Source organism: Pseudoalteromonas sp. DL2-H2.2 (assembly GCF_021532535.1).
Lineage (GTDB): Bacteria > Pseudomonadota > Gammaproteobacteria > Enterobacterales > Alteromonadaceae > Pseudoalteromonas > Pseudoalteromonas rubra_A.
Genome location: NZ_JAKGBD010000004.1, coordinates 230363 through 252389, shown reverse-complemented (window position 1 = coordinate 252389; position 22027 = coordinate 230363). Strand labels below are relative to the sequence as shown.

Annotated in this window: 24 protein-coding genes; 18 read left to right on the top strand and 6 right to left on the bottom strand. The window is 47.8% G+C overall.

The window, feature by feature from the left end:
- Nucleotides 1-102: 102 nt before the first annotated feature.
- The 3 genes from L1285_RS09260 (at nt 103) to L1285_RS09250 (ending at nt 4131) form a co-directional block, all read left to right on the top strand.
- Nucleotides 103-858 carry a DsbC family protein gene (locus L1285_RS09260; RefSeq protein ID WP_235412100.1) on the top strand — a complete coding sequence of 252 codons (756 nt, stop codon included), beginning with the start codon at nt 103-105 and terminating at the stop codon, nt 856-858.
- Nucleotides 859-937: 79 nt separating this feature from the next.
- Nucleotides 938-3202 (top strand): tetratricopeptide repeat protein, encoded by a 2265-nt coding sequence (locus tag L1285_RS09255; protein WP_235412099.1) that lies wholly within the window; start codon nt 938-940, stop codon nt 3200-3202.
- Between the two features lie 38 nt (nt 3203-3240).
- Complete coding sequence (locus tag L1285_RS09250; RefSeq protein WP_235412098.1) at nt 3241-4131, top strand: sterol desaturase family protein; 891 nt, start codon at nt 3241-3243, stop codon at nt 4129-4131.
- A gap of 368 nt (nt 4132-4499) precedes the next feature.
- Here L1285_RS09250 and L1285_RS09245 read toward each other — a convergent pair whose 3' ends face one another.
- Together L1285_RS09245 and L1285_RS09240 are read right to left on the bottom strand one after the other, a co-directional pair.
- On the bottom strand, nt 4500-4820 hold the full coding sequence (locus tag L1285_RS09245) for an antibiotic biosynthesis monooxygenase family protein (protein ID WP_235412097.1): 321 nt from the start codon (nt 4818-4820) through the stop codon (nt 4500-4502).
- A complete protein-coding gene (locus L1285_RS09240) occupies nt 4817-5149 on the bottom strand; it encodes an NIPSNAP family protein (RefSeq protein ID WP_235412096.1) in 333 nt (110 codons plus the stop codon). The genes L1285_RS09245 and L1285_RS09240 overlap by 4 nt, the downstream gene beginning before the upstream one ends.
- Before the next feature lie 81 nt (nt 5150-5230).
- Between L1285_RS09240 and L1285_RS09235 the strand changes: the two genes are divergently transcribed.
- Nucleotides 5231-5929 (top strand): ArsR/SmtB family transcription factor, encoded by a 699-nt coding sequence (locus L1285_RS09235; protein WP_235412095.1) that lies wholly within the window; start codon nt 5231-5233, stop codon nt 5927-5929.
- Here the strand turns inward: L1285_RS09235 and L1285_RS09230 are convergent.
- Nucleotides 5907-6281, bottom strand: a complete 375-nt coding sequence (locus L1285_RS09230; RefSeq protein WP_046003562.1) for a PH domain-containing protein — start codon at nt 6279-6281, stop codon at nt 5907-5909. The two genes, L1285_RS09235 and L1285_RS09230, sit on opposite strands and share 23 nt — an antisense overlap.
- An 81-nt stretch (nt 6282-6362) precedes the next feature.
- Complete coding sequence (locus L1285_RS09225; protein ID WP_046003563.1) at nt 6363-6545, bottom strand: alternative ribosome-rescue factor A; 183 nt, start codon at nt 6543-6545, stop codon at nt 6363-6365.
- A 198-nt stretch (nt 6546-6743) separates the two neighbouring features.
- Between L1285_RS09225 and L1285_RS09220 the strand changes: the two genes are divergently transcribed.
- The 11 genes from L1285_RS09220 to L1285_RS09170 all read left to right on the top strand — a co-directional run bounded on the left by L1285_RS09220 (nt 6744) and on the right by L1285_RS09170 (nt 18108).
- On the top strand, nt 6744-7718 hold the full coding sequence (locus L1285_RS09220) for an alpha/beta fold hydrolase (RefSeq protein WP_235412094.1): 975 nt from the start codon (nt 6744-6746) through the stop codon (nt 7716-7718).
- A 94-nt stretch (nt 7719-7812) separates the two neighbouring features.
- A complete protein-coding gene (locus tag L1285_RS09215) occupies nt 7813-8850 on the top strand; it encodes an NAD(P)H-dependent flavin oxidoreductase (RefSeq protein ID WP_235412093.1) in 1038 nt (345 codons plus the stop codon).
- 116 nt (nt 8851-8966) lie between these two features.
- Nucleotides 8967-9755 (top strand): ABC transporter permease, encoded by a 789-nt coding sequence (locus tag L1285_RS09210; RefSeq protein ID WP_235412091.1) that lies wholly within the window; start codon nt 8967-8969, stop codon nt 9753-9755.
- 368 nt (nt 9756-10123) lie between these two features.
- The gene (locus tag L1285_RS09205; RefSeq protein WP_235412089.1) at nt 10124-10879 is read left to right on the top strand and encodes a hypothetical protein; all 756 of its coding nucleotides are present in this window, start codon (nt 10124-10126) and stop codon (nt 10877-10879) included.
- Between the two features lie 234 nt (nt 10880-11113).
- On the top strand, nt 11114-11551 hold the full coding sequence (locus tag L1285_RS09200) for a DUF6482 family protein (protein ID WP_235412087.1): 438 nt from the start codon (nt 11114-11116) through the stop codon (nt 11549-11551).
- Nucleotides 11552-11749: 198 nt separating this feature from the next.
- On the top strand, nt 11750-11959 hold the full coding sequence (locus L1285_RS09195) for a hypothetical protein (protein WP_235412085.1): 210 nt from the start codon (nt 11750-11752) through the stop codon (nt 11957-11959).
- A 206-nt stretch (nt 11960-12165) separates the two neighbouring features.
- Nucleotides 12166-12465: a DUF3088 family protein gene (locus L1285_RS09190; RefSeq protein ID WP_235412083.1), complete on the top strand. Its 300-nt coding sequence runs from the start codon at nt 12166-12168 to the stop codon at nt 12463-12465.
- A 98-nt stretch (nt 12466-12563) separates the two neighbouring features.
- The gene (locus L1285_RS09185) at nt 12564-13082 is read left to right on the top strand and encodes a DUF523 domain-containing protein (RefSeq protein ID WP_235412081.1); all 519 of its coding nucleotides are present in this window, start codon (nt 12564-12566) and stop codon (nt 13080-13082) included.
- 177 nt (nt 13083-13259) lie between these two features.
- A complete protein-coding gene (locus L1285_RS09180) occupies nt 13260-16772 on the top strand; it encodes a hypothetical protein (protein ID WP_235412079.1) in 3513 nt (1170 codons plus the stop codon).
- A gap of 233 nt (nt 16773-17005) precedes the next feature.
- A complete protein-coding gene (locus L1285_RS09175; protein ID WP_235412078.1) occupies nt 17006-17596 on the top strand; it encodes a Crp/Fnr family transcriptional regulator in 591 nt (196 codons plus the stop codon).
- Nucleotides 17597-17661: 65 nt separating this feature from the next.
- A complete protein-coding gene (locus L1285_RS09170; RefSeq protein WP_235412076.1) occupies nt 17662-18108 on the top strand; it encodes a methyltransferase family protein in 447 nt (148 codons plus the stop codon).
- 67 nt (nt 18109-18175) lie between these two features.
- Here the strand turns inward: L1285_RS09170 and L1285_RS09165 are convergent, their stop codons facing one another.
- Both L1285_RS09165 and L1285_RS09160 read right to left on the bottom strand, forming a co-directional pair.
- Nucleotides 18176-18832: a hypothetical protein gene (locus tag L1285_RS09165; protein ID WP_235412074.1), complete on the bottom strand. Its 657-nt coding sequence runs from the start codon at nt 18830-18832 to the stop codon at nt 18176-18178.
- A 189-nt stretch (nt 18833-19021) separates the two neighbouring features.
- Nucleotides 19022-19591 carry a hypothetical protein gene (locus L1285_RS09160; RefSeq protein WP_235412072.1) on the bottom strand — a complete coding sequence of 190 codons (570 nt, stop codon included), beginning with the start codon at nt 19589-19591 and terminating at the stop codon, nt 19022-19024.
- A 266-nt stretch (nt 19592-19857) separates the two neighbouring features.
- Between L1285_RS09160 and L1285_RS09155 the strand changes: the two genes are divergently transcribed.
- From L1285_RS09155 to L1285_RS09145, 3 genes are all read left to right on the top strand, one after another.
- Nucleotides 19858-20088 carry a helix-turn-helix domain-containing protein gene (locus L1285_RS09155; RefSeq protein WP_046003574.1) on the top strand — a complete coding sequence of 77 codons (231 nt, stop codon included), beginning with the start codon at nt 19858-19860 and terminating at the stop codon, nt 20086-20088.
- A 113-nt stretch (nt 20089-20201) separates the two neighbouring features.
- Entirely contained in the window at nt 20202-21545 is a 1344-nt protein-coding gene (locus L1285_RS09150; RefSeq protein ID WP_235412069.1) for a DEAD/DEAH box helicase, read from the top strand.
- A 165-nt stretch (nt 21546-21710) separates the two neighbouring features.
- Nucleotides 21711-21932, top strand: a complete 222-nt coding sequence (locus tag L1285_RS09145) for a hypothetical protein (RefSeq protein WP_235412068.1) — start codon at nt 21711-21713, stop codon at nt 21930-21932.
- Nucleotides 21933-22027: the final 95 nt, after the last annotated feature.

The following is a 22027-nucleotide window of genomic DNA, read 5'->3' as shown; positions in this document are numbered from 1 at the left end:
GCTTTGATAGAAGATTATAGATAGCTTAAGACGAATTTATAAGCCCGATTCAGCAACGCACGTTATAACCGGTGTAACTTAATCACAACCGGAATAATCACCATGACTTTGTCCTGTACTTTTTCTACTTTACTGCTTGGTACCGCCCTGCTAAGCGCCTCTCCCCTGGCAGCTGACCCCGAGCACCGAGCCTCTGCAACTCCCGCCAGTCCGATAGAACAAGCAAAAACTAAATTGCGGGCGCTGACGGGCACAGACATTAGCTTTGAACTGCACCCCTACTCGGATGACTTTTATCGCCTCAATCTGGGTAATGAACACTTATTGTTGTCAAAAGATGGTAATTACCTGTTCAGCGGCCGTGTTATCGATGTGCGCAGTCGGGTAGACCATATAGCCAAAATACAGCAAATCGCCAATCAGCAGAGCATGGCCAACATCCCTTATGAGCAACTGCTTACTTACCCGGCAAACAACGAGCAGTATAGCATTACCGTGTTTACCGATATCGACTGCCCTTATTGTCGTAAGTTTCACAAGGAATTGCCCGCGCTCAATCAGCTCGGCGTCACCGTTCATTATGTGATGCTTCCCAGAGGCCGTGCCGGCAGCCCGGCTTATGAAAAAACGGCGGCAACACTGTGCGCCGAGCGGCCTAATCAGGCCATGGATGCCGCCATGCGCAGCTCGCCTGCACCGCTGCAAAATGCCCAGTGTCAACACTCACTGGATACCCAGGTCGCACTGGCCAGGCAATTTGGTTTTCAGTCCACGCCAACCATTTTGCTGCCAAATGGAGAAGCCTTACCAGGCTACGTACCGGCCAGAGAGCTGGTTGCGCGGCTGGAAAAGCTTTAGCTATTGAGAGCACAGGATAAATCGGGTTAGTATGACAACATAATTGGTTTGCAACATCGCGTGTTGCTCTGAGGATACCATGCTGGATAGTTGTCATACTCGTCGTCAATTTGGCTCTTTTTGTCCGCTGGCATGGCTGCGTGCTGGCACGTTAATGCTGCTGTTGACACTGTCCGGCATGCCGCCAGTGCAGGCTCAAAACAGCTCAGCAACCCCGCCCTCAGACGCGGTGCTGGTCGCACGCCAGCAACTCGCCCATGCTCAAACGCTCAGTAAACAAGCTGCCATAGACGCCTATCTGTCATTGCTTGACATGCCTGTACACGATGCACCCGATATACACTTTCAGGCCCTTGAATCCTTGTTTTTTTTGTATATACGGCAAGGGGATTATGAGGCGGCTAAAGCTACAGCAAATCAGCTCTCCACTCGCTCAATACAACTTGAAGATGCATACTACCCTGTATTTTCAAAGCTTTTGCTAGGTTACATAGAAGACCAGCAAAACCATTTTCCTCAGGCTGAGCAGCACTACCGAGATGCACTTGAGGATGCCCTGGCTATTGGCCATAACGAGTTAATGGCCAGATCATATGAACGAATATCTTCTGTTCTTAGACGTCAGGATAAATATATCGAGGCACTGCAAATCGCTCAGCGCTCAACCAATGTGTTACGGGATCTCGGTGAAGACTTACTCTATCTCAATGCTTTACAAAATTTGGGGATTATCCAGGCTATTTTAGGTGATTACACCACCGCTCTGGCGACTTTGACCCAGGTATTTGAGCTGGCCACTAAACTGGATGATAGAGCGAGTATTGCCGATGCCTTATACGAAACGGGCGAAGTGTATCGGAAAATGGATAACTTCGAGCAAGCCCTGCCGCACTTTCAACAGGCTCATACACTTGATGAACTAGGCGGTAATAAATTACACATTGGCAACAGTGCCATGAAGATTGGCTATATCGAACTGGAACGTCAGGAATATGAGACTGCGCTGCACTATGCACGCAAAGCGTACGGACTCTACCTGGAAGTTGACTCAAAAACCGGCCAGGCCAGAGTGCTCAACCTGCAAGGCCTAATTGCACTGAAGCAAAATAACCTCAGTGAAGCGCAAACACATCTGGAGCAGGGGCTGGCACTGGCCAGCCAGCACCAGTTTGAGTCAATTGTGGTCCTGTTGCAGATCAGCACTATCAAGTTGGCGCAGGCACAACAACGCCATGAAGATGCCATCGCACTGAGCGACACGGCACTGGCTGCCGCCACTTCAATGCAGGACAAAAAACATCGGCTTGAACTCCATGAGCTGCGCGCAATCTCTTTTGAGGCGCTTAAGTTACATCAGCAGGCACTGGCCGAAACTCAGGCTTACCACACATTGAGCGATGCCCTGGGGCAGAACCAGCATAATCTGACTCTGGCAGCCCTGCAAAGCAAAGTTGAATTTATGCGCAAGCAGCAGGAAATTGAAAGCCTGAACCTGGACAGAGCGCTTCATCAGGCTGAGCTCAGCCAGAGAGAGTGGCAGCTGCGCGCCTGGTGGTTGGCTTCTGCTGCCTTGTTTATTCTGATTTCAGCACTTGCCTATCGGCAGGTTAAAAAGCGCAAACTGGCGGCGGAGCGGGCAACCCTATTACAAGAAGTGGTGGATAAAAAGAATGCGATGCTGGCGGATGTGTCCCATGAGATCCGCACACCACTGACCGCCTTACAGTTACAGGTTGAGGCATTACAATTCAACATCGCTCAGGATGTAGACGCCTCATACAACACCATCAACCGTAAGCTGTCAGATATCAACCGCCTTATCTCGGATATTCACCAGCTGGCGATGGCCGACTCACAGAGTTTGCACCTGAATCTGGTGCAATGTAACCTGACCGAAGTGATGGCTCTGTGGGAGCAGGAATTTGCTCAGTTTACGCACGGCAAAGGCTTTGACTGGGAAGCGCATATTCAGCTCAGCGGTGAAGTCACCATCAGCTGGGATGTCGATCGCATCAAGCAGGTGCTCACGAACTTGATTGCCAACAGTACGCTATATACGGATAAACCGGGTAAACAGCGGCTAACGGTTTGGCAGCAACGCCAGCACATCCACATTACCCTGGAAGATACCGCACCGGGCGTTGCAGATGAGCACCTGAGCGACATATTTGAACGGCTATTTCGGGTCGAAAAATCTCGCAGCCGTCGCACTGGCGGCTCAGGTTTAGGTCTGGCTATTTGTAAAAGCCTGATTGAAGCGCATCAGGGCACCATTTGTGCCCAACACAGTGAACTGGGCGGGTTGAAAATGGTGATTGAGTTGCCTGTTCATGTGATAGATTAAAACGCCCTGAGTGGCACAAGAGACATAAGTTAAGGACGATGGCCGAAACTTTTTACTACTATTTAAACGGACTAATCGATTACTTTTTATCTGACTTTAGTCTTCACCCTGAGCCACTATTTGCCTCTTTGCTGGTAAGTCTTATCGTATTATCGGATGCAAAGTATGCTCGAATTAATAAAATAAAGTATTTGTTCAGTGCCCGTATCTGGTTAAGTGACTCAACCCGGCTTGATGTTAAAGTCATGCTACTCAACACCCTGATAGTCTTTTCTTGTGCAAATTTATTATATTATTTTGCCACGCAAATCAGTGTGCCTCTGAGCAATTATATGCAAGTTCCTGATAGTAAGAGCACTCAGCCTCTTAGTTTAGACAATGCCATCTTGCTTAGTTTATTTGTAGCCTTGTATTTGGACCTGGTCCAATATACCGTACACAGAGCAATGCATACGATCCCTTTACTATGGCGTTTTCATAAACATCATCACTCAGCTACCACACTGACACCGCTAACCACACAACGCTCCCACCCTGTTGCATTAATGATAAACCATGGTGCCAATGCAATCGCAATATACATACTGGGTGTCGCCTGCTTCTATAGTGGTATAGATATCAATGATTTGATCACAGTTATGGAGGTCAATTTGTTTTTCTGGATAATCACAATGGCAGGAGGGTTACTGACACATTCACATGTCTGGGTGGACTGGCCATGGGGGTTCAATAAATTGGTTGTGAGCCCCGCTTATCATCAAATCCACCATAGTTGTGCGCAGCATCATGTAAACAAAAACTACGCAAATTTTTTTCCAATTTGGGATATTGTTTTTCGCTCAGCCTACTTCCCCCAAACCAGAGAAAAGCTGGTATTTGGCATCAAAGCAAACACGCAACACACAATACGAGAGTTTTATTGTCGCTAGCTGATTGAGCTACTTAGCTTTATCGGTACGAGGTTGAGTATCGGGCCGTGGCTTGATCACCGCTCCCCATTTTTGAGAGCGATTGGACATCGCGTTTTTCACAGTAGCAGGTTTAGCCTCCGTCGTTTGCTGACTTTTGGTGAGTCTGTTGTCATTCGCAGCGAAGAAAGTTATCCCGATAGTCGCTAACAATAATACCGTCAAGCCAGTGCGTTTAACCTGCATCATTATTTCCTTTTAAAATGTATTTTATGCATCTTCAAAATGATTATGCCGAAGTTATTGCCTCTATGTGGACTAACCAGTATGGCTTCCTCTTTAAGTTTTACTGGGTTAAAAATGGTGATTGAGTTGCCTCAGTCGGTAAGCTAAGGCACCTGCGCCCGGTCATGGCTGCCATAATCGCGTGCCACCGCAGCCACGCGAATGCGATAATGCTCAAAGATGTGCTTCCGCCCCTGTTGCTGGGCTGCTCGATGTTCTTCCTGCGCTCGCCATTGCTGCACCGCCGTCTCATCCCGCCAAAACGAGAGTGACAGTAATCGATCAGGGTCGTTCAGGCTTTGATACCTTTCTATGGATATAAACCCGTCTATTTCTTGTAGCCTGGATTTAAGGTCCGCCGCGACATCCAGGTAAACCTGCCGCTTGTCTCTATGCGGGGTCACTTCAAAAATAACGGCTATCACTGTGCATTCACTCCTTGCAAAAACGTCTGCGGAACACAAGATAAAAAGCTGCGTTTTTCCTGCAAAATAAACCGCTCTTTAAGGGCAAAGTTAAAATTATCCCGGCCTTGCTGATCTGCCTTGAGCCGAACCCGATACGCCTCGTATTCGGCCAGGCTGGCAAAATTGATCAAGCCATAAGCCACAAAATTGGTGCCTTCGTGTGGTAAAAAGTAGCCAACCAGCTCTCCTCCACACCTTGGGATGATCTCCCCCCAGTTTCGGGCATATTGCTCAAACAGCGCCAGTTTGCTCGGGTCTAACTGATATTCGATAAAACAAGTGATCATAGTGCATTGTCTCCTTTAGCGTTTTTAGGCACTATACAGAGCACCCAATAGCTATGCTTCGGCCTGTATCGAACTATTCCTATGCACGAACCCGACATCACCCTGATTGCCAGCTTAATTGGCGAGCCCGCCAGAGCCCGTATGCTCACCGCTCTCATGTCGGGTAAAGCACTGACAGCAACGGAGCTGTCACTGGAAGCAGACATAACTGCCCAGACTACCAGCAGCCATTTGGCGAAATTGGTTGAAGGCTCACTACTGTCGGTCAGAAAACAAGGCAGGCATAAATATTTCCAGCTTAAAAACCAGAAGGTTGCAGGGTTAATTGAGCAACTACTGACGCTCAGTAGTGAAATAACACTGAAAACACACACAGGGCCAGCGGACCCCTACTTACGGCAAGCACGCGTCTGTTATGACCATATTGCGGGTGAGCTGGGTATACAGCTTTATGACGCGCTGGCTGAAGCTAACTACATAGAAGACAAACAAGCTGAAACCCTGCTGACTCCAAAGGGGATCGCCTTTTTTGAGCAACTGGGTGTCTGCGTTCAAACGCTTAGGAAAAAAAAGCGCCCGCTCTGTAAATCGTGCCTGGACTGGAGTGAACGGCGCAACCATCTGGCAGGTAGCCTGGGACACTGGATTTTAAATGATGCACTTGAGCGAGGGTGGCTGCAAAGAGTACCGGACTCCCGGGCACTTATCCTGGATAAAACCCGCGGCAACCTCTTTGCAAAAACCTATGGTATTGCGTTTACAGGCAATACTGAGAAATGATTTTATACACCTGATTGATGTTATCGCCCGCTTTAAACTCTTTGGTCAGCGGCTCGGGCTCTGAACCAATCCAAATTTTTAGCTCGGCGTCGAGATCGAAATGACCCGCCGATTCTTTACTGAACTTGGTGATTTTACCATACGGAATACTCAGCATTTCGACTTTCGAGCCGGTGACTCCCTGCTTGTCTATCAGGATCAGGCGTTTGTTCGTAAACACAAACATATCCCGGATCACTTTGTACGCCTGCGCTACACTTTCCCCTTCAATCAGGGTGTCGTTGAGTAGCTTATCCAGCTCATCGCTGTCTACTTCGCTGGCATTGCCTAGTAACCCACTTAATAGTCCCATCTGGTTGCTCCTTTTTATTTAATCAGCCACAAGCTTAGTAATATAACCGCTGTTTGTCGAAAGCCTTATCTTATTGCTCGCCTAAGCTGCCATAAGGTAAGGCTCTCGGCCCTGGTGTTTGTCCTTACGACGGTAGCTGCCTTTGCCTTTTTTGCTTTTCTCTACTTTGCTTCTAAACAGCGGGCTGGTTACCAATGCTTTTAAAGCGTTGTCTTTTATGTCGCCCCGTAAATGTTCGTGGGACTGGCTGCGTTTGCTTGCCATATTCTTTTTGCTCCTGAATTTAGTTTAAATAACCACCAATTGTGGCGCGCTGATTATTGATGTATTCCCCCTCGTACGCAAGTCAATTTTTTACTTTTTTCGTAAAAATTTTCTTGTTCATTTCGCCTTCAGCTCAAGATTGTAACTCTCTATGCGCTATACTTTTTTCTTAACCGTAGAGTCGCACTAAAAAACCCTATGCGCAGCATTAAAACCTCAAACGGCATAACCCTGAGCTATCAGGATTGTGGTAACCGACATGCACCCGCCATTATTTTGATCATGGGGCTGGGCGCACAAATGACGGTGTGGCCCGATGAGCTGTATTTTGGTCTGGTAGACAAAGGCTTCAGAGTGATCCGCTTCGATAACCGGGATACCGGGCTGTCGAGTCACCTTGACGAACATGGCACTCCCAACCTGTTTAAAACCTGGTTGCGCCGCAAAGTGCCATTTGGAAAACAAGCGCCCTACTCGCTCGAAGATATGGCAGACGATGTACTGGCACTGATGAAGGCACTTAAAATTAAAAAAGCCCACCTGGTCGGCGCCTCTATGGGCGGCATGATAGCGCAGATTTTAGCCGCCAAGGAGCGCAAAAAAGTGCTCAGTCTCACTTCAATCATGTCTAATTCAAACAATCAGCTAATTTCAGGAAAAAGCCTGGGTGTGCTGATCAAACTGGCACGACTCACGCCCCGTGATAACTGTCGACAGGCCGCGATTTCATATAATGTCAGACTTAATCAGCTGATTGGCAGCCCCGCCTATCCGCGAGACGAGCACACTCTGCGAGAGCAGGCTACCATGCATATCAGCCGGGCCCATAATCCGGCTGGGTTTAAACGCCAGCTGGCCGCCATCACCGCGAGCGGCGACCGACGCCACCTGTTAACCCGGATCAAGGCGCCTACCTTAGTGATCCACGGCACCCACGACCCGATTTTTCCGCTTACAGCAGGTGAGCAAACCGCCGCCGAGATCCGCAAGGCACGGCTAAAAGTGGTAGAAGGCCTGGGGCACGACTTTCCGCCCATACTGATGGGCAAAATGGCCAAGTGGATTGCCAAACACGTAAAAAAGGCCGAATTCAAACGGCTCAAAAAGAAGCGTAAGAAAAAGGCAGATACACAAAAAGAAGTACAACTATCCGTGCAAGAGAAAACGCCCTAACCGTTAAATGTGCGCTTTGGTGCAATATTCACTTTTCTTCTGAGCGATTTTCCCGGTATGCTTACAACACATCAGACCAGTTAAAATCATCAACATGAAAACACCTATTACCGACTTACTGGGCATAGAAAAACCCATCGTCTTACCTGGCATGAGCTGGATCTCAGTTCCTGAGCTGGTTGCAGCAGTATCCAATGCCGGGGGCCTGGGGATCTTAGCCACCGGACCGTTAACGCAGGAGCAAACCCGTCAGGCCATAGCCAAAATTCGCACCCTTACTGACAAGCCCTTTGGCGTTGGGATCACCTTGCTGATGCCCGGCGCAAAAGAAAACGCCAAAGTTGCGCTGGCTGAGCAGGTGCCGGTGATTAACTTTTCGCTGGGTAAAGGCGACTGGATAGTGGAAGGCGTGAAACGTTACGGCGGCAAAACCATCGCCACCGTCGTGACCGAAAAGCATGCGCTGGCCGCGCAAAAAAGTGGCGCTGATGCCCTGCTGGTAACCGGCCATGAAGCCGCCGCACACGGCGGTGAGGTCACATCCTTGTGCCTGGTACCCAACATTGTCGAGCTGGTCGACATCCCGGTGATTGCAGCAGGTGGATTTTCCGATGGCAAAGGCTTACTGGCTGCCTTGGCACTGGGGGCCGATGCCGTTGCCATGGGCTCCCGTTTAGCAACCAGCACACAAAGCCCGGTCCATCAGAATGTTAAACAGGCGGTGGTCGATAAAAAAGTCGCCGACACCATTTATTCTAAGAACTTCGATGGCCTCTACGCCCGGGTAATGAAAACCCCGATGGCAGAAAAAGCCACCCGCCGCCCGATGAATCCCATCGTGGCCGTTTTTAAGTCCTTTAAGGCCTCAAAAATGGTCGATATGCCGCTGTGGAAATTACTACTGGGCTTACTGGCTCAGTTCGACAAAATCCGTATGCTGACCCTCTTTGGCGCCGCCACCGAAAAGCTGGAAGCCGCCACCATCAGGGGCGACCTGGAACACGGCGTCCAGTTTATTGGCCAGTCACAGGGGATGATCCGCGACATCGAACCCGTTGAGGTCTTGATCGACCGAATCATGGCCGAAGCGAAAGCCGAGCATGCCCGGGTAAGCAAACTACTGGCAGAGTGATTTGCAATAACAGCGCGTACCGTGGTTTTAGCAAGCAAAGTCACAGGATGATTTTAAATGGCTGTCTGTGTAATAATCGACTGTAATTAAAACACTTATATAAACCAGGCACCCAGATGCAACAGGTAATCGACATCCAGTGGTGGCAGCTGGGCTTGTTTAGCCTGACCCTGCTGCTGCCTTTTGCTATCAACGCGCTGTATCAGCTCAATATTGGTAAAGAAGCCGTGATTGGACTGATCCGCATGGCCGTACAGTTATTGCTGGTCGGCCTGTATCTGGAATATCTGTTTACCCTCAATAATCTCTGGGTGAACCTAGCCTGGTTATTGGTGATGCTACTCATCGGCAGTAGCGCTATTCTCAGTAAAGCCCGCCTGCCAAGGCGCCCGCTCTTTGTGGCCGTGTTTACCGGGTTGTGTGCCGGCCTCTTACCCCTGTTGAGTTTTGTCACTTTGGTGATTATCCAGCCAACGCCCTATTACCATGCTCAGTATCTGATCCCACTGGCGGGCATGTTGCTGGGCAACAGCCTCAATGCCAACATCGTTTGCCTGCAACACTTCTTCGATGCCTTTAAAACCCGCTGGCCTGAATATGAAGCCGCACTGTCGCTGGGGGCACAGGTACGCGATGCTACTTTACCCTTTGTACAAAACGCGCTGCAAAAAGCACTTGCGCCCATTTTGGCGACCATGGCCACCACAGGCCTGGTGTCGTTACCTGGCATGATGACCGGCCAGATCCTCGGCGGCGCCAGCCCTATGGTCGCCATCAAATACCAGGTGATGATCATGATAGCCGTCTGGGTCATGATGAGTGTGTCTATTACCGCATGCTTATTTATTACCGTGCGTCGAGTGATTAACCCGCAGGGCAAGCTGCACTCTGGGTGTTTGGAGTAAGGAGTAACCTAACGTGGTTGATCTTCTGGCGATTAAAGAGAAATATTAGAGTAATGTTATATCTGGCGAAGGTACTTGCCAGATCAGCGAGCCAGTTTCGTCGAAAAGTATCGCGTAGTTCAGAATTGTCATTCGCAACCTGATCAAATAGCACACGGCTTGTAAAAACTTGATCTGTGGTAAGTGTGTTGGGGCTAACTTTGATGATAAGTTCAGGACAAAGCTCATCTGTGGTGAATGACAACTAACAAAATATACGTACGCCCTGCATAATACGTTATCTAAGTTAGAATTTTTTTACTTGAGTTTTGAAGCTTTAAGTCGATTAACAAGATTAGTACACACTATAGTGAAATAAGGAATATGACATGAAAGTGAGTAATAACCAAGGGGCAATACAGTATGCCAGTAATCAAACTGCCCCAGCACTCCAAGATAATAAAGCACTTCATCAAGACGCGACTAAGAGCCAAGATGAAGCACTGAATACGGTCCTTGCCGATGACATATTCACCCGCTCAAACGCCGACTTTTCTGATTATGAAAAAGCAAATTACACACCGGATGGTCGCTTAAACCTTCCCCCTGCTTTTGAATCGCACCGAGGTACAATTGAAGCGATTTTTACCTCTATGGACAAACTTTATAGTGACACACCTAAAGCGGCTCAGCGTATGTTTCAAGCGTACTCTGGCTTAGAAAAGAAAATTCTGAGTGAATCACCTGAATTAAGGCATAAAGACTGGGGGTTTTCAGTGAATGACCAAGGTGTTTTGGTTGCTACAGGCCAGCTATCGGATGCGCAGCGTGATGTGATAGAAACTAACCTCAACAGTAACGATAGCCTGGTGAAGGCTGCGCAAGATTTTAAAGCGCATTTTATCGAAGGACTTGAAATTCAACGAGGAGACTCGGGTAAGAGCCAATACTGGGGCAAGTATGATGTAAACAATGAAAACTTTTCAGATATTATCGACTTTAAATCGATGATGAACCAAATTGCAAGCGCCAATGAAAGTAAAACGGGTGGGTTTGAATGGCGCTCAAAAAGCCAATATGCGTGGGAGCAAGGCATGGTTGCACAGTTGAAAGCCAAAGCAGAGCCTAGATTTCAGCTTGAGTGACACAAGCAAAGTAAACCTGCCTGGAATAGAATACGGCTCGCTTTTGTTGCTCAAAAGCAGACGTGGTTTACAGGTGTGGCATGGAGAATAAATTTCGATATTAGCACCATCAACCCCTCTAAAAATAATACTGAACAGTTGCAGTAAAAGCGTGACTGGCACCTACAGTCAACAAAAGCCTCAGGCGCTTGATCTTGGCTTATTTAACGTTCGTACTAATTTGAGCATAAGCAAATGACCAAGAGCACGGTTGGTTTGCTTGCTCACAATACATGCCAAACGAAACCAGTGCGAGTAACTGGCGCAAACCATTACTCTGTTACTAACCAAGACATACATGGTAATGAAGATATGAAGCTATTCTATAAAGACCTGGCAGCAAAAAAAATTGATAAGCTCATCATCAACTCCCTTGATCAGGCGCTGTATCAAGCAATTGTCATAATAAATGGTGCAGAACATATCGTCTGGAAAGATGAAAAAACAACCCTGCTGACCAGAAACTTAACCGAGATGAGAGAGCACTTTGAGCAATTTGATATCAATGAAATCGTCCTCAGACATGAAAGTGCTTACGACGAAATGATAGGGTCTGAGCCGAAAAAAAACAGCAACCGGCTAGAAATTCCGCTGGGCAAAAACCCATATGCCTTGCCCAAACATCTGCACTGAGCATTTAGGTCAAATATATACGATTACCTCGTTGGCGCAAAATGCGACTGAGTGGGCCTCAATCTTTACCTAATATGTACTTTACAGTCGAGTTTTAAGATTGCGCATGTATGAAATGACTATCCGAGGTTGCAAAATCTAACGAGGACATCACAATAGACGCCTGCTAGTTCGCGCCTAAATTCACAGGGAGTTCAAATGAAACTGATACCACTCATTGCTGGCTTTGCAGTGGCTTATATTGGATATGAAAAACTGACTTCTGAGCCACCTGAACAAGTAGGCTGGCTAATAATAGCTGGCGGTGTTGTTTTTATTCTGAGTGCTTTTAACACATCTAAAAGTAAATCCGAGTTGAGTATTGAACTGGACAACGGCGGTTCTGATGGTGGTGGTGGCAGTGACTGACCAGGCTGGCAGATAACCACTTGCACCATGGCGCCTGGCTGCAGTTTAGACCTACTCCACCCTTGCCTTAAAACAAACTGCAAACTCCTCTGCGAAACAAAAGCAACCGTGAGCTATGCTAAATAGTAGAGAGCTTTTCCAACTTTCATTTTATCAGTATGTTAGTATTATCCCCCTGATTAATTGTGTAAATGCGCTTTAAGTCAATGAAAGAAAAATTATTTGTGCTGAAAATGCCGTTCGAGGATGGACCCGGGAAAATGTGGATTTGTTCACATTGTGCGTTAATAGAAGGTGCGCTATCGGCCAACCCGCATTGGGAAAGTGCTATCGATATTCACCGTATCGACTTTCCAAAACCGCGCAGTGAAGTTGTTGCGATTTTGGGCGAAGAGAGACAGTGGCTGCCTGTATTGATTTTGGATGAAAACCATACAATCACTGACCCCATAGAGATAATCAACTATCTTGCTGAACAGTTTGGTGGTGCCAGCGTACACCCCTAAGCCATTTAAAAACGCGCACCAGTCGGACATTTTTATATACAATACGTAATACCTGCCAAGTTCATATATTGCGCTGACTGTTTTAAAAAGGATCCCTGATGGAAAAAGTACTCGTTAGCGCCTGCCTGCTTGGCAACAAAGTTCGCTACAATGCCAGTTGTTTGTCGATCCCCGAATCCGATTTACATTGGCTGCAATCCAATATGAAGCTGGTTGTGCTTTGCCCCGAAGTGTCGGCAGGGTTACCCACGCCAAGAGCCCCGGCGGAGATCATCGCAGGGCAAGGCCTGGACGTGCTCAACGGCTCAGCCAGAGTCGTTGAAAGTACGGGCGTCGATGTCACCACGCCATTTATTAAAGGAGCAGAAAACGCATTACTGCTGTGTCAGCAACAGCAAATAAAATATGCGGTACTTGCTCAGGGAAGCCCTTCATGCGGCAGTACACAAATTTACGACGGCACATTCTGTGGGGTCAAAATCGATGGCGCAGGGGTAACCGCAGCATTGCTGGCGCGCAGCGGAATTAAAGTGTTCAGCCAGCATGCTATATCTCAGCTGCGAGATTTACTGCAAATGCCAGGTAGATTGGCAATAGGGCAGCCAATCAAACAGTAGCGCAACACCAAAACCCCCAATAAGTAACAATTACAAAACCAAGACCCCAAAATCATTACATTTAATATATCTTATTTTCAGGGACACGCTTACAATAGGTAAAATATACTGCCAAGCCAGCACCTTACGGATAGCTGCGAAGCAGTAATCAAACAACAAAAGCCTTTGGAGTATCCAGTGATATACAGACGTATTTTCCCTGCAGCAGCCCTGCTCTCCCTTATTTTGAGTGGGTGTGGTGGTGGCAGTAACAACGCAAATAACACAAACCAACCAGCTCCCCCTGCACCAGAAGAAACCTTTACTCTGACTACCAATGTTAGCGGCTCTGGCAAAATCACTCCCGCGACACAATCGGTCAGCAAAGGTGATTATGTCAATTTAATGCTCGAACCTGACGAAGGCTATTACACAGACTCAGCCACCGGGTGTGGCGGCACACTGGATGGCAATCTCTATATTATTGAAAACATGCAAGCTGCCTGTACTGTTGAAATTCAGTTTAAACCCCGCACTAAACTCAACGAGCTGGATATGGACCCGGTACTCGCGCAATGTTTAGCCCGCGACAATGAACACCAGTACATTGACGACGTGATTCATTTATACTGTGAAGAACCCATCAGTAACGCTGACATCATCAAGCACTTTAGAAAGCTTCAGTCTTTAGAAGTGTCTAGCGACAGTTTAACAAATCTGGATATCTCAGAAAATTCAGAGTTACATACGTTAATCATCACAAGCCCAATGCTTGAAGCACTTGATGTATCAAACAACACAAAACTTGAATTCCTGCACGTAAACGATAGTCAACTTCAGTCATTAGATATATCCAAAAACCTTGCCCTGAGCAACCTGGCAGTATCCAGTGAGCAACTTAAAATACTGGATATCTCTAAGAACAAACAACTTTCTGATCTATCAGTGCACTCTGCTCAATTACAAGCGCTGGATGTGTCAAACAACCCGGACCTAACCTATCTGTCAGTAACCAGCCATGTGCTATCGAACCTAGATCTCAGTAAGAACATAAACCTTGAAAGTTTGAGTCTTAGCGATACGTTAATAACAACCCTGGATCTCTCTGACCATGCCAAGCTGAACTATCTGTGGCTCGGCAGTGTGGCAGTTAGTCAACTCGACTTGTCGCACAACCCAGCGCTGCGTGAGCTCTCTCTTATCAGCGTCCCACTGACCAGTCTGGATCTCACTGATGCAACACAACTGAGCTATTTATGGGCATCCAATAATCAACTTACTGAAATTGACCTTAGCAAAAATACCGCGCTGCAAAGCATCACCCTGGCCGGTAACGCGCTAAAAAGCATTAGTTTGAATAATAATCCACACTTGCAATCACTGGACCTTCAGCGCAATGCACTAACACAGATTAATTTGAGCAATAACCCGCTTTTACATTCACTAACCGTTAGCGATAATGCATTAACACACATTAGTTTGAATAATAATCCGAACTTGCAATCACTGGACCTGCAGGGCAATGCATTAACCACCATTGATCTGTCCAATAATACGGCTCTGACCTATTTACAGCTTGCTTATAATCAACTCTCTACCCTGGATTTGTCTGGCTTATCTAACCTCGTTGAACTCAATGTACAAAACAACCAGCTGAGTGAGTTAGATATCTCATACAACCCCATGCTTGGCGCACTTCACCTGTCAAACAATCAGCTAACACAACTGAGCTTTCCGGTGAATGATGCACTAACCGAACTGTCTGTTTCTGGTAATGGCTTTACCCAACTGGACTTTTCAAACCTCACTGCACTGACAAAGCTATCTGTGTCGGGCACCCAGCTGACAAGCATCACGGTAAAACAAAATACGGGCCTAAAAGAACTCACGGTATTCGCAGATAGTTTGCAGAATCTGGATGTGTCAAAAAACACCGCGCTGACTCACTTTGCAATCGAAAGCAACGCCCTCACAGCACTGGACGTCAGCAACAACACGGCACTGCAAACACTGAAAATATATGACTCGCAACTCGATACGCTGGATATCTCTAAACAGACTTCGCTGACGGAGCTGTTTGCCCATGCATGGGGCTTACAAAGCCTGGATATTAGTCGTAATCCGTTACTTGAAAAGTTGTCAGTTAAAAGTGACAAGCTCACCACGCTCGATTTGTCCAATAACACACAGCTTGAGCAGCTAACCGTGTATGCAGAGCAACTACCTCAGCTGGATGTCTCTGTTACCCCCAACCTAAAAGAGCTCAAGGTAAGCAGTTATTACCTGGACAACCTGGCCCTATCCAAATTACCACAACTGGAGCTTCTGGGGTTGAGCTCAATGCCAATCACGACACTGGATTTGTCCACTAACCCTAAACTCATTGACGTATGGTTTCAGGGTGTACCACTTAACAGCTTGAATCTGTCAAATGTACCTGAATTAGAAAACCTGTCTGTCTGGTGGGCACAACTTACCAGCCTTGACCTTTCATATAATACCAAGCTGCGCGATCTGGACGTCAGCCTAACCCCACTGAGCAGCATCAATTTATCTGCCAATGCACTATTAGAATTCGCCTATTTATCTGATAATCAACTCACCCAGCTGGACATTACTAATAAGCCCAAGCTGCATACGCTGAGTGCGAGCAATAACCAGCTGGCAACATTACGCATTGCAGATCTACCCGAATTGCAGGGCCTATATCTGAGAGACAATTCGCTCACAACACTATCAGTTACAAACACACCGTCGCTTTCTGAGCTTTACGCCTCTGGTAACCAGCTCACATCGCTTAACTTATCAGGTATCGAGGCGCTCGAAAGCCTCGTTATATACAACAATCAATTCAAAGAGCTGGATCTATCTGCGCTTTCAAAACTACAAAAATTGGATGTAAGTGCAAACCAACTCACAATGCTGGAGCTATCAAAGCTGTCAGAACTGAAAGAGTTAGACATAACTTCAAATCAATTCAAATCGCTGGACTTATCTGAGCTACCAGCACTGGAAGAATTGAGCGCAAGTTCAAACCAACTCACAACGCTGGACCTGAGTAACAACCCTGCACTTAGCTCAGTGCTTGTAAACTACAATCAATTGTCCTCTGTGACGCTGGGCCGTCATGATGCACTCACAGAGCTGCGGGCAGTATACAATCAGCTGAAAGAACTTGATCTTTCATCGACCCCGGCGCTCATTACCCTGGAAGTAGACGGCAACCTGCTGACGCAATTGGATACCACTGCAAATCCGGCAATCGAGTCAATAAGTGCCAACTACAACCAGTTGACCCGGCTTAATCTGGCAGCCAACTCGGCCTTACAAAGCCTATCGGTTTACAAAAACCAGCTAAGTAGGTTAGATGTCTCAGGTCAAGCTGCACTCAACTACGTTGACGTGAGAGAGAATAATATCGCTCAGCTTAATATCGCCCAAAGTGCTGCATTGCATACCCTGATGGCCGAAAACAACCAGCTAACAGGGCTGGACACTTCAAGTAATAATGCACTAGTGGATTTAAACCTGGTTAGTAACCGGATCACATCTCTCGATTTAACCAATAACAGTAAGTTGAGCTACCTCTACTTGTACGACAACGCCTTGTCACACATCGATATCAGTACCATTGAGCAGCTATTTACATTGATTATCGACCGTGGCGTAACCTGTACTGGCGATATGTGTTCAATAGCCTATTATCCCTAATCTGCAACACAGTTACTGGCACACCGGGTGTGCCAGTAATCCAAATGGTAAACACGCGTCAAGCACACAGGGCTGCACAAAGCAGCCCTTTTTATTCTCGATGGATGCGGGGCCCTGAGCAGGACTTTGTATTCATCTTGCGTTCTGTCGAAATAAATCCTCTATGCCTGTGATTTGCTGTGCCGATTCTGGCGCACGGAATAACTCTAAAGAATAATGGAATTAGAAATACAATGGATATGTCTCATTTTGCTCTGCTACACACGATATTGAACCAAGTCTCTGCGCTCGACCAATCATTGACAGCCCGCCTGGCTCACGCCATGCACATACAGCATTACCCGGCCAACGCCACGATTTTTGCCTGTGGTGACACAGTTAAGAGCGTCTCTTTTTTACTTGACGGGATTGGCCGCTATTTCTACCTGGATAGCCAAGGTAACGAGCGTAATAAATCTCTGGTCCAGCCGGGCGGCGCTTTTACCAGCGTCAGCTCATTGGTAACCGGTTGTCCAAGCCCATTTGCAACACAAGCCATCACCCACTGCACCACGGCAAAGATCCACTACAGCACACTGCTCGAATTGTCTGAACAACACGTCGAAGTAGCCACTTTTGTCCGGCGCCTGTATGAGCGCCTGGTGATTAAAAAAGAACAACGCGAGGCTGCTTTTTTAATGCAAAGTGCCACTGAGCGCTATCAGGCGTTTTTACTCGAATTCAGTGATACCAGCCACCAGATCCCGCTGCGCCAGGTGGCCATGTATCTGGGGATCACCGATGTGGCCTTGTCCAGAATAAGAAACCAGATGGGCTTAACCTAGGTTAAGGCCGATGCTCAAGTCGCTTGCTAGAGTGCCTCTGTCCGCACAATGAATGGAGACTCACAATGCAGCGATTACTGCCACCAATATTACTGATACTTTTTATAACAATCATGCTAGTCGGCTGCTGGTACAGCGAACTGGCACACCTTCTGCTCACCCCTTACAACTTACTCGGGTTGCCTTTCTTGTTGGGAGGTCTTGCCCTGGCGCAAACGGCAAAAGGGATCTTTAAGCAGGCTAAGACAAACATCATGACATTTGATGACCCGGATAAACTGATCACCCAGGGGCCATTTGCTTATTCGCGTAACCCCATGTACCTGGGGATGAGTAGTGCGCTATTAGGTTGTGCGCTGCTGTGCGGCGCAACGCAGTGGTCACTCGGGTTAACCCTGTTATTTATTGTGGTGGTCGACTTTTGGTACATACGCCATGAGGAACAGGCCATGGGCAATAAATTTGCTGAAGATTACGAGGAATACCGTGCACGCGTCAGGCGATGGCTCTGAGCAACAGAGACATCGACCACCTCAACAGTACGCACCACAGTCGATACAGGCGGCCTGTGCCGCCTTGTTACATATAGCTTTCTGCATCATAAAAAAGCTGTTTCAGTGTGCCGCAGTTAATGAACTTGTAGGCCAGCTCCCCTGCGTTGGGCACCCGCTTTGAGGCCCGGAACTTTTGCAGGCAGGCTCCGGTTAAATCAACAAAAATCAGGTGATTAAAGCTGGGCCTTTGCTGAATCTTGTGCACGTAAATGCGCTCCGTTTTATTGATTTCAATGACGTCATATTCGTGCCACTGAGAAGCGGGCTCCAGTTTACTGAGCTTGCGGGCAAATAGCTTATCACTGAGCACCAGTTGCCGCTGCGGATACACCAGCCGGCCATCACGTGCGTAGTGGCCTTCATAAACATCAGCCATTATTGTTACTTCTTCGCCGCGCTCCAGCCGTTGTAAGTTAAACGGCTCGGGTTTGATGGTGATCAGTTTTGAATCTCTGATCAGGCTCAGAAAGGCCACATCCGGATTCTCGAGCCGGTATACAACATGAATATCGTTGGGTAGCCCATACGATGGAAAGTTACTTGCATAAATCCGTGAGCCCCGATTCATCAATACCATGCCGTGCTCACCCTTGTATGCCGGGTTCAGCGGCGGTGCTTGTTTTTCATCGGCTGATGCCACACAGGTAAATATCAGTGTGACTAGTAGCAGAATCACTTTCATTGTCAGTTTCCTTGCAGTGTTTCCACTGAGTATAGCAAGCAATGCGCAAGTCACCTCGGTACAAGTTGGGCTGAATAACTGAGCGATGGACACTTTTCTGGCAGAGGAAATGCCCTATCGCCAGGACACAAAAAGGCCGCGCAGACTAAGCTGAGCGGCCAGGTATCAACGTTGCCAAACAGTGATAGGTTATGGCTTAACCGGGATCAGGTTAAAGTTTTCCAGTCTACCATCCAGATTGCGGAATGCTTCAATCTCAGCAAAGAATGCCTGACCATTGCGTGTCGCAGGGGTAACCACTGAGTAGAATACAAAGTTAAGACCTGCAACAACCTGCTGCTGCGCAGCCAGGATGTCATAATCTACGCCGATCAGCGATTCAATTTGCTCAGCTGCTGCTTGCTCTGCTTCTGTGAACTCACCACGCAGCGCAACACCGTCGAACGAACCAATAGGTGGAACCAGTACAGGGCGGCTCAATACGCGCTCTGCGCTTTCAGTGTACTTGTCATCCAGCGCATGTACTACGATAAGCTCTAGCTTGTTTACTTTTGCCACATCCGGTGCAACAACCGGCTCAACCAGGCAGTAGAACGCATAGTTAATGCCATTAACCACCTGAGACTGGCCAGCCAGTGGCGTGATTTTCACACCATCGCGCTGATTAATGTGCTCAAACGCATTGATAAAATCTTTGCTGAAATCTTTTGCCAGTACCACAGAACCATAGGCACCCAGGTTATGAATTGTCTGAGACATAATTGTTTCCTTATTATTTCCAGTAATCCCGCACCATGCGGGGCTTATTCAACTGGCACTCAGTGTAGATGCGAATGACCCGCTTGTTGGTATCAGTTCAGTATCAGTTTGGTATCAGTTTCGCTGCCCCCAAATCTAAGACATTAGGGTGAAAAAATACTGACAGTGTGTAGCAAAAAATGAACACTTAAAGTCACTATCATCATTTGGCAAAAGACGCCAATGACTGCTAGCCTTTGCTCTCAAAGTCAGTCAGGAGCACGTCAATGGACGGCAGAGTCAAACTCAATTGTCATCGGCTCAAGGAACTTAGAAAAAGCCTGGGCCTGAGTCAGGAAAAACTAGCTTGCGCATGCCAGGATCAGGCTTTGTGCGTATCAATTGCCACGCTTAAACGCGCCGAATGCGGCAACCGTGTCTACTATCGCACCGCAGGCGATCTGGCACGCTTTTATCAGATCCCCGTTGCCGAGCTGCTCAGCGAACAATCCGGTTAGCCGCGTTCAGCTGCGACCCTCCATCACTCAACCCACTTCAGGCACTGACAAAAATTGCTATATTGGGGCAAATCTTGTACTCTTCCGGCCCGCATTCTTCAGAGTACACAATCATGAGCTTCAGCAGTCTCGGCTTATCTCCCGAAATTAATCAAGCCGTAGCCGATCAGGGCTACTCAACGCCAACCCCCATTCAGGAGCAAGCCATTCCAGCCATCCTGCAGGGGCGAGATATTATGGCAGCAGCCCAAACGGGCACAGGGAAAACCGCAGGCTTTACCCTGCCAATGCTGGAGCTGCTCGGCAACAAGCCAAAAGTTCAGGCCAATCAAGTCAGGGCTTTGATCCTGACACCCACGCGCGAACTGGCAGATCAGGTCTGGCAAAGTGTTGAGCTGTACAGTAAACACCTGACTTTATCCTGCCAGGTTGTGTATGGCGGCGTGAAGATCAACCCGCAAATGATGAAACTGCGCAAAGGTGCCGATGTCCTGGTTGCCACGCCAGGCCGACTGCTCGATTTGTACCAGCAAAATGCGGTGAAATTTGACCAGCTGGACATTTTTGTACTCGATGAAGCAGACCGAATGCTGGACATGGGGTTTATCCACGACATCAAACGTCTGATCAAACTGCTGCCTCAGCGCCGTCAGAACCTGCTGTTTTCGGCAACCTTCTCTGATGACATTCGTGCACTGGCGAAAGGACTTATTCAGGATCCAGTCGAAATATCGGTGGCTCCGGCGAACAGCACCGCCAAAAGTGTCACCCAATGGGTGTACCCGGTCGATAAAAGTCGTCGCACCGCCTTGCTCAAACACCTGCTGACAAGCCATGGCTGGCAACAGGTGCTGGTCTTTACCCGCACCAAACATGGCGCTAACCGACTGGTCCGAGACCTTGAAAAGGCTAAGATCAATGCCGCGGCCATTCATGGCAACAAAAGCCAGAGCGCACGTATGAAGGCACTTGCCGGGTTTAAGAGCGGCGAATTACGGGTGCTGGTCGCCACTGACATCGTCGCGCGCGGCCTGGATATCCAGGAACTCCCCCACGTTGTTAACTTTGACTTACCTAACGTCTATGAAGACTATGTACACCGGATTGGTCGCACAGGCCGTGCTGGCGCAACCGGCGAAGCGGTTTCTTTTGTCAGCGAAGACGTTACCAGCGACTTATTTGGCATTGAGCGGCTTATTCAGCAAGTGATCCCGCGCGTGGTTGAGCCTGGCTTTGAGCCGCAAAATCCGGTGCCGGAATCTAAGCTGGATACACGCCCCATTAAACCAAAAAAACCCAAAAAGCCTAAGAAACCGAAAACGTCGGCCACTGAGCAGACGGCACAAAATAAACCGGCAAACAAGCCCAAAAACGGCCAAAAACCGCAATCCGGCGATGACAAGCAAGGCGCGCCAAAGCGCCGTAGAAGACGTCCGGCTCCTCGCAAAGCACAATAAAATTCAGACACTGTGGGCTGGCAATGTTACACACCCGCCCACAACCCGCTTTATTTTGCTAACAAAACCCACAAGTTGACAACACCCTTTGGTTGATATACGTTAAAATTCCCTTTTTAGGGGAAATTGAGTATCAAATATGTATACAAAACCAAAGGACTAACCATGAAACTACAGATACAAAAAACCAAACTGAAAAACCTGTCTAAAGACAAAAATACCCTCGATGCAAAACGTACGGCCCAAGTTGCAGGTGGCTGGTTTGAACCAGAAACAGACAACTGTCAAAGCCACCCCTACTTTTGTCAATCGCAAGGACATTGCACGGCATTAGCGTGTGAAACACATCACTGCCCCACCAGACGAGGCGGTCCCTTATGTGGATAGTGTGAGCACTACCTTCACGATAAATACCTAGCAACATTATGGCCTTGCGAGTGCAGCAGGGCCTCTTCTTACTCTTCATAAACCTATCAACTACA